The 7,339-nt window shown below is 69.5% G+C and carries 4 protein-coding genes; all 4 read left to right on the plus strand.

Going from position 1 to position 7,339, the window contains the following annotated elements; genetic code table 11:
* On the plus strand, positions 1–2,709 hold a 2,709-nt coding region (locus FJY74_09055), incomplete at its 5' end, for an InlB B-repeat-containing protein (GenBank protein ID MBM3308461.1).
* 202 nt (positions 2,710–2,911) lie between these two features.
* Entirely contained in the window at positions 2,912–5,059 is a 2,148-nt protein-coding gene (locus FJY74_09060) for a hypothetical protein (GenBank protein MBM3308462.1), read from the plus strand.
* 154 nt (positions 5,060–5,213) lie between these two features.
* Entirely contained in the window at positions 5,214–6,797 is a 1,584-nt protein-coding gene (locus FJY74_09065; protein MBM3308463.1) for a phosphoglycerate dehydrogenase, read from the plus strand.
* The coding region (locus tag FJY74_09070; protein ID MBM3308464.1) for a pyridoxal-phosphate dependent enzyme at positions 6,773–7,339 on the plus strand (567 nt) is incomplete at its 3' end. The genes FJY74_09065 and FJY74_09070, both read left to right, overlap by 25 nt.

Raw genomic sequence — 7,339 nt, forward strand, 5'->3', positions numbered from 1 at the left:
CTCACGCTGCGGACCAACACGGGCGGTCTCGAGAAGACCGGCTACACGCTCTCGGGGTGGAACACCGCCGCCAACGGCTCGGGCACGAACTACGCCGAGGGCGCGTCCTACACCACGAACGCCGCGCTGAGCCTCTACGCGAAGTGGACGGCCAACGACTACATGGTGTTCTTCGATGCGGCCGGCGGGACGTACCCGACCCCGGCGAGCAAGATCGTCACCTTCGGTTCGCTGTACGGCACGCTCGCGACGACGAGCCTGGCCGGGTACACCTTCGACGGGTGGTTCACCGAGCCGACGGGTGGCGACGAGATCACGGCCGAGAGCATCGTGGCCGTGGCCGCCGACGACACGCTCTACGCGCAGTGGACGGCGAACGAGTATACGGTGACGTTCGACGCGATGGACGGCACGACGCCCGTGCCGCAGACCAAGCAGGTGACGTACGGGCAGGCGTACGGAGCGCTCGCCACGACGGACCGCGAAGGCTACGTGTTCGACGGCTGGTTCACCGCGCCGGGCGGAGGCGACGAGGTGACGGCCGAGAGCATCGTGGCCGTGGCGGCGGACGACACGCTCTACGCGCAGTGGACCGCCAACGACTACATGGTGTTCTTCGATGCGGCCGGTGGAACGAACCCGACCCCGGCGAGCAAGATCGTCACCTTCGGTGCGCTGTACGGCACGCTCGCGACGACGAGCCGCACGGGCTACGCTTTCGCCGGATGGTACACCGAGCCGGAGCGCGGTCGGATCACCTCTGAGACCCGCGTCGTCATCGCCTCGGACCACACGCTGTACGCGCACTGGACGCCGAACGAGTACGCGGTGACCTTCGACGCGCAGGGCGGCACCGAGCCCGACCCGACGAGCACGCAGGTGACGTACGGCGCGGTGTACGGGGCCCTCGCCACCACGAGCCGGACGGGCTACGCGTTCGTCGGGTGGTTCGACGAGTCGATCGGCGGAAACGAGGTCACGGCGGGCACCATCGTCGCGACTGCCCAGAACCACACGCTCTACGCCCAGTGGGAGCCCAACACGTACACGGTGACCTTCGACGCGCAGGGCGGGTCCGACCCCGATCCGGAGACGAAGCAGGTCATCTTCGGCCAGCAGTACGGAAGGCTCGCGGCGACCAGTCGCACGGGCTATGAGTTCGTCGGGTGGTTCACCGGCGGGCCCGAGCGCGACGAGATCACGTCCGAGTCCATCGTCACGATCGCGGGCGACCACACGCTCTACGCGCAGTGGACGGCGAACGAGTACACGGTGACCTTCGACTCGCAGGGCGGGAGCGATCCCGACCCCGCGGCCAAGCGGGTCACCTTCGGCCAGGAGTACGGCGACCTGGCGACGACGAGTCGCACCGGCTACTGGTTCGGCGGGTGGTACACCGACCCCGAGGGCGGGACGGAGGTCCAGCCCATCACGATCGTCGAGGTTGCCGCGGACGACACGCTCTACGCGCGCTGGACGGCCGAGGAGTACAAGGTGACCTTCGACGCGCAGGGCGGCTCGACGCCCGACCCCGAGTACATCGTCGTGATCTTCGACCAGCCGTACGGCACGCTGGCGACGACGGAGCGCGAGGGGAGCGAGTTCGCGGGGTGGTTCACCGCCCCGCAGGGCGGGACGGAGGTCACCGCCGAGTCCATCGTGACGATCGCCTCCAGCCACACGCTCCACGCGCGATGGGCGGCGAACGAGTTCACCGTCACCTTCGACGCGCAGGGCGGCACGGAGCCTGACCCGGTCAACAAGGTCGTGGTGCTCGGCCTGCTCTACGGCGAGCTTGCGAGAACCGAGCGGCAGGGTTACCTGTTCGCCGGCTGGTTCACCGAGCCGGGCGACGGGGTCCAGTCCACGGGCGGCGACCTGGTCACCGACGAGACCGAGGTGACCACGGCCGCGGACCACACGCTCTACGCGCACTGGGGAGTCGAGACCTACGCGGTCACCTACGACGGCAACGGTCATGCGGCGGGCACGGTTCCGGCCTCCCAGTCTGCCGTCAGCGGCGTCTACCTGACCCTTGCCAGGAACATCGGCGGCCTGACGAGGGAGGGCTTCAGGTTCGCCGGCTGGAACACGGCCGCCGACGGGTCGGGCGCGGACTACGCCGAGGGCGCGCAGTACACCGAGGGCGCGTCCGCGACGATGTACGCGAAGTGGACTCCGTACTTCCCGATGCCGGCCTACACCGTCTCCTACGACGGGAACGGCAACACGAGCGGCACGGCGCCCGAGAGCCAGCACAAGGCGCACGGCGTTCCGCTGACGCTCGCAACGAACTGCCACTTCCTGTCCAGGACCGGCTACCTGTTCGTCGGATGGAACACGGAGCCGAACGGCACGGGCACGCCGTACGCCGCCGGCGGTACCTACACCGTCGACGCGGACGCGACGCTCTACGCTTGGTGGACGCTTGCCGGCATGGGCGCCGTCTGGGCCACGGAGAACCCGGTGCTGTCGAGGACGACGATCAACTACTCGTTGTCGGAGCCGGCTCGGGTCGGGCTCTCCATCTACAGCGTGACGGGCAGGGAACTCCTCGTCGTCGATCTCGGCGAGCAGGGGAGCGGCGCGCACTCCGTGGAGTGGGACGGCCGTGACGCATCCGGCGCGCGTGTCGCGTCGGGCGTCTACTTCGCCAGAGTGAGCACCGCCACCGAGCGCCAGGAGGTGCGGCTCATCGTGCTGCGCTGACGGCGCAGGACATCGCAGACTGCTTCAGGGGGCGGCCACCTTCGGGCGGCCGCCCCTCTTCCTGATATCATCGCCTTCATGTGGTATCCTACTGTGTCCGGTCGGGGGCCTGACTGACCGGCAGCCTGCCCATTTCTCGATGTCACATCGGTCGTTGGAGTCACCCGCTTGCCCGGCACGGCCGGGGAGGGAGGGAAGGACCATGAGACGCGCGATCGTGTTCGCGGCCGCGGCCCTCGTCGTCGCTCTCTGCGCGACGGCGATGGCGGACATCCCCGAGACCATCAGCTACCAGGGTGTGCTCCGGGACGACGACGGCAACCCGGTGCCCGACGGCAACTACGCTGTCACATTCCGGATCTACGACGTCGCCGTGGGGGGCACGGCTCTGTGGTCGGAACCCCAGCTCATCCCCATCTCCGGCGGCATCATGAACGCGCACCTCGGGAGCGTGGTGTCGCTCACAACGCTCGACTTCCTTGTTCCGTACTGGCTCTCCATCCAGATCGGGCACGACGCGGAGCTGACTCCTCGCGTCGCGTTCGAAAGCGTCCCCTACGCCGCCCACGCGGCGTTCGCGGACAACCTGGTGGGCGGCGGCTGGGAGGTGGACGGCGACAACGTTCATCATGAGGTTGGGAACGTCGGTGTCGGCACCTCGACGCCCGACGCGCGGCTCGACGTGGAGACGGGTCGCAACGCCGGCGCGCGTGTGACGAACGAGGCGACCGGAGATACCACCGCTCTGTTCGTGTCGAACCGGCTCGGCACCGCGGCCGCCTTCCACGCGTGCGCGCCGTCGATCAGCGAGCCGCCGGTGAACACAGCGATCTACGCCAGCGGCCGCTGCGGTGCCCGCGCGGGGCACTTCTACTCGTCGAGCGCCGAGGCGATCTACGCGCAGTCGGGATACGCGGGAGGGGCCCTCGTGGCCGAGACGACGAACTCCGGCGCCCCCGCGGCGCACTTCATCGGCGGGACGGGCATCGCCGTGGACTCGACCGTGACGACGGGCGGGTTCGCGATGTCGACCGGCGCCGCAGCCGGCAGGGTCCTCACGTCCGACGCGTCCGGCGTCGGCACGTGGCAGGCGGCCGCCGGGAGCGACGCCGACTGGGTCATCAGCGGCAGCAACATGTACTCGGGCGTCACGGGAAACGTGGGCATCGGTACCTCGACGCCCGGCGGCAAGCTGGGTGTCTACAGTGCGGCGAACGCTGAGGCCCTTTACGTCGAGCATGCGGGCTCCAACCTGGGGCGAGCCGTCAACATCAACCGCACATCCACTCCTTCGGCCGGGAACGACATCCTGCAGATCACCGTGCCGTCAGCGTCGCCAGACAACTTCCAGTACGTGGAGTTCGACCGCGGCGGTGTCGTCGACTTCGCGGTGAACGGGAACGGACGCATCGATGGGGGAGGCGCGACGCTTAGCGGCGACGTCAGCGCGGCCAGCACCACTGAGTACGGCGGCTACTTCACGACGAGCATGGCGAGCAACGCGGCGCACGCCGTCCACGGCGAGTGCACGACCACGGCCGCCGTCGACGCCGTCGGCGTCTACGGCAAGAGCGTCCCGGTCGACTACCATGGCGTGGGGGGGTACTTCCAGGGCGGCTATCGTGGCCTCGTGGGCTATGTCCAGCCGACGGGCTCTTACTCGTACCGCGGCGTCTACGGCTTGGTGAGCGGCGGCACCGGCAGCAACTACGCCGTCTACGGCTACGCAGCCAGCGGGACGAACAACTACGGCATCTTCGGGCAGGCCGCCGGCGGGACGACCAACTACGCCGGTTACTTCTCCGGGAACGCGCACGTCACCGGCACGCTGACGGCCGGGACGAAGGCGTTCAAGATCGACCACCCTCTCGACCCGACGGGCAAGTACCTCCAGCACTCCTGTGTCGAGAGCGACGAGATGGCCAACATGTACACGGGCAACGCCGTGCTCGACGGCCGCGGCGAAGCGACCGTGACGCTGCCCGACTGGTTCGAGGCGCTGAACCAGGACTTCCGCTATCAGCTCACCTGCGTCGGCGGCTTCGCGCCGGTGTACGTCGCGAAGGAGATCTCCGGGAACGCGTTCCAGATCGCGGGCGGCGAGCCCGGCATGAAGGTGTCGTGGATGGTGACCGGTGTGCGCCACGACGCGTACGCGCGCGCGCACGGGATCGAGGTCGAGGTCGTGAAGTCCGCGGACGAGCGGGGCACGTACATGCATCCGGATGCGTACGGCATGCCCGAGACGGCCGGCGTGGACTATCGCGCGGGCGAGGAGAGGCCGCTGCCGGTGAGCGAGACCCCGGCGCCGCAGGCGGCACCGGTCCACGACCCGAACGACGGGGAGTAGCACGCCGCAGAGCATGTACCGCAAGAGGGGCACCGCCGTCGGCGAGCGGCGGTGCCTCTTTCTTGGCACACCACTTGCTGATTACCTCTCGCGAATGTGACCGGGGGAGTGACCTGTGCGCGTTCTCGTGAGCGAACCCATCTCCGACGATGGGATGGCCGTGCTTTCCGCCTCGCTCGAGGCGGAGACCGCCTTTGGCGTCGAGAGGCACCGGCTTCTCGACCGCGTGGCGGAGTGCGACGGCCTCATCGTGCGGAGCCATACCCGCGTGGACCGCGAGCTGCTCGACCGCGCGCCGCACCTGCGCGTCGTGGGACGGGCGGGCGTCGGCGTTGACAACATCGACGTCGCGTACGCCACGGAGCGCGGCGTGATGGTCGTGAACGCTCCCGAGAGCAACATCGTCTCCGCCGCGGAGCACACGCTCGCGCTCATGCTCGCGCTCGCGAGGGACATCCCGGCGGTCAACGCTGGACTCAAGGGCGGCGAGTGGCCGAAGGCCGGCCGGCACGGCGTCGAGCTCTTCGGGAAGACGCTCGGCATCGTCGGTCTGGGCCGCGTGGGCTCGATGGTCGCGGTCCGGGCGGCCGCGTTCGGGATGAAGGTCGTGGCCTACGATCCCTACATCGCGCTGGAGCGCTTCGAGGCGTTCGGCGCGGTGCGCGTCGAGAACCTCGACGATCTCATCCAGGCGAGCGACTACCTGAGCGTGCACACGCCGAAGACCGACGAGACCTACGGGATGATCGGCGCCCGCGAGCTTGCGCTCGCGCGTCCCGGCGTCCGCGTCATCAACTGCGCGCGGGGCGGCATCGTGAACGAGGACGCGCTCGCGGAGGCGCTCCGCTCGGGGCGCGTCGCGGCCGCGGGCGTGGACGTGTTCGACTGCGAGCCTGTCAGGTCGCACCCGCTCTTCTCGTTCCCGCAGGTCGTCGTCACGCCGCATCTCGGCGGCTCCACCGAGGAGGCGCAGGCGCGGGTCGGCACCACAGTCGCCGAGCAGGTCGTGGAAGCGCTCGCGGGGCGGCTGCCGAAGTACGCCATCAACATGCCGCTCGCCGACAGCGAGACGATGGCGTTCGTGCGGCCGTTCCTGCCGCTCGCCGAGGCTATGGGGAGCGCGTTCACGCAGCTCTTCGGGCTTCCGGTCGGCGGCGTCGAGGTGCGGTTCGGAGGCGAGCTGGGCCGGTACCGCACCGAGCTGGCCGCGTCGGCGTTCCTGAAGGGGCTGCTCGAGCCGGTCGAGGGAGACCAGGTCAACCTGGTGAACGGCCGGGCGGTCGCGAAGAGGCGCGGCATCGCCGTGACGGAGTCGCGCACGACCGACTGCGGCGCGTACACGAGCCTTATCACGGCGCGGGGCGCGGATGGGCGCGCGCGCACGCTGTCGGGGACGCTCCTCGGCAGCGCGGGCGCGCGGCTGACCGAGATCAACGGGTTTGAGGTGGACCTGCCGCCGAGCGGCACTGTCGTCGTCTGCTGGTTCGACGCGCGCGCGGTGTGCGAGCCGGGCGTCGTCGGACGCGTGGGCACGCTGCTCGGGCGGGCGGGTCTCAACATATCGAGGATGGAGGTGGGCCGGGAGGTCGTCGGCGAGCGGGCCGTCATGGTCATCTCGCTCGGCGACGACGCGGCCCCCGAGGCGCTGGCGTCGCTGAGCGACATCGAGGAACTCTGCGAGGCGCGGCTGGTGAGATTCCTTAGGAGGGAAGCATGGACGCACGGAAGATCATCCTGAGCGAGAAGGATATCCCGAGGGCCTGGTACAACGTCGCGCCGGACCTGCCCAGGCCGCTCGACCCTCCGCTCCACCCGCAGACGCGGAAGCCCCTCGGACCCGAGGACCTGCTGCCGCTCTTCCCGATGGACCTCATCCTCCAGGAGGTCTCGGCCGAGCCCGAGATCCCGATCCCGGAGGAGGTGCTCGACATCTACTCGCTGTGGAGGCCGACGCCGCTCGTGCGCGCGCGGCGGCTCGAGGCGTTCCTCAGGACGCCCGCGAGGATCTTCTACAAGAACGAGGGAGTGAGCGCCGCCGGCAGCCACAAGCCCAACACCTCGGTCCCGCAGGCGTACTACAACAAGAAGGCGGGCGTGAAGCGCCTGACGACCGAGACGGGCGCGGGGCAGTGGGGGAGCGCGCTCTCGTTCGCGTGCAACTGCTTCGGGCTGGACTGCACGGTGTACATGGTGAAGGTGAGCTACGAGCAGAAGCCGTACCGCCGGTCGCTCATGCGCATCTGGGGCGCGGACGTCCACGCGAGCCCCAGCCTCGAGACC

Origin of the sequence: Candidatus Effluviviaceae Genus I sp. (genome assembly GCA_016867725.1) — a bacterium.
GTDB lineage: Bacteria > Joyebacterota > Joyebacteria > Joyebacterales > Joyebacteraceae > VGIX01.

Excerpts from the sequence above, each read along its gene's own strand:
- FJY74_09065 (MBM3308463.1), top strand. The coding sequence starts at position 5,214 with ATGGCCGTGCTTTCCGCCTCGCTCGAGGCGGAGACCGCCTTTGGCGTC.
- FJY74_09060 (MBM3308462.1), top strand. The coding sequence starts at position 2,912 with ATGAGACGCGCGATCGTGTTCGCGGCCGCGGCCCTCGTCGTCGCTCTC.